Here is a 1,233-nt window from a genome sequence, read left to right on the forward strand (position 1 = left end):
TCGCCAAGTGACTTAGTGAAGCCATCTTTAAGTGTTGCAGTGATCACACCCTTGTTAACAGTGATATCGAATTTAGCTGTAACATCATCACCTGTTACTGAATCGTAGGCTTTAATCTTAGTAGCGTCAAGATCCAATTTAGTTTCATCGTAGTCATCTGAGATTCCTACTGATTGGATGTTGTCCTTGTTAGCTGCGTCGAATTTAGTTGTATCCAACCATACTTGGTAAACCAACTTATCGCCACGTTTAACAGTCTTAGTATTGATATTTTCTGCTTCATTGTTGTCTGTTTTGTCTACATATGGATCAGTATTTGTTTCACCATATTTATCAGTCAACTCATCATCATCATTAAGAAGCTTGTTATCTGTGATAGAGAATTTCTCTGTATTCAAGACATATTTCTCTGGTTGGAACTTAGGCTCTTCTGGAGGTGTTACACGGTTGTTAAATTCTTTGTCCGCAATGTCGCCTACAGTCGCGATAAGAACTTTAGCTGTTCCATCGTGTTTAACTGTGACTGTTACATTCGCTTTCATTGTATCGTATGTAACGGTTGCGTCTGTTCCTTTAACTTCTTCTACTGTGTAGTTGTGTACACCTTCTTGACTCTTATTGAATTCAAGTTTAGAGAACTTAACGTTACCTGAGGCATCGTTGCTTACTGTTTCAAGAACTTTACCTGTTGAATCTTTAAGTACGAAGCTGAATTCGTTAGCTTTAAGCTCACGGCCTTCCAAACGTTTAGTGAAGTTGAATTCCACTTCAACTGGAACGTTGTTAACACGTTTTTCAGTTGGTTTGTTTGGTTTTTCAACTTTCTTAGTTGTTGGGTTGTAGTAGTTAACTACTTGAGCCGCAGTGTTTTCGATATCTACACCACCAGGTACATCAGCTTTCACTGTTGTTGGGATGTCGAACTTGTAGTAACGTCCGAAGGCGAATTTAGTTGTGTCGATAACTTGTGTGTTTTCTGCATCGCCAAGTGACTTAGTGAAGCCATCTTTAAGGGTTGCAGTGATCACACCGTTTTCAACTTTGATATCGAATTTGGCTGTAACATCATCACCTGTTACTGAATCGTAGGCTTTAATCTTAGTAGCGTCAAGATCCAATTTAGTTTCATCGTAGTCATCTGAGATTCCTACTGATTGGATATTGTCCTTGTTAGCTGCATCGAATTTAGTTGTATCAAGCCATACTTGGTAAACCAACTTGTCGCCACGGTTA

The 1,233-nt window shown here is 38.9% G+C and carries 1 protein-coding gene; it reads right to left on the bottom strand.

Annotation, left to right across the window (positions count from 1 at the left end):
* Positions 1-1,233, bottom strand: a 1,233-nt coding sequence (locus tag HMPREF2637_RS00145) for an SspB-related isopeptide-forming adhesin (RefSeq protein ID WP_305367099.1), incomplete at both ends; no start/stop codon positions are given.

Source organism: Streptococcus sp. HMSC065H07 (assembly GCF_001837325.1).
Lineage (GTDB): Bacteria > Bacillota > Bacilli > Lactobacillales > Streptococcaceae > Streptococcus > Streptococcus salivarius_H.